General features: G+C 51.1%; 1 pseudogene. It reads left to right on the top strand.

Going from position 1 to position 229, the window contains the following annotated elements:
- Positions 1-229, top strand: a pseudogene (locus tag SB816_RS35535) (hypothetical protein); the annotation flags it as partial.

Here is a 229-nt window from a genome sequence, read left to right on the forward strand (position 1 = left end):
ATATTCAGGTAAGCACGGCATCTGATAATTACACGCCGTATTTTACTGATAGCATCGAACGCCGGAGGCAATGGAAGAAATACCTGTCTGACGAATTGACGCCGGCCAGGACAGAACGAGCGAAACATGAAACGGAATTGAAGGCTCAGGGCTACACAATCGATACGACATATCTGCCGCCGCCGTATGAGGCCCCCGACTTTTCGGCCAAAGCTGGCGACACTCATTG

Source organism: Achromobacter sp. SIMBA_011, from assembly GCF_046535435.1.
Classification (GTDB): Bacteria; Pseudomonadota; Gammaproteobacteria; order Burkholderiales; family Burkholderiaceae_B; genus Achromobacter; species Achromobacter dolens.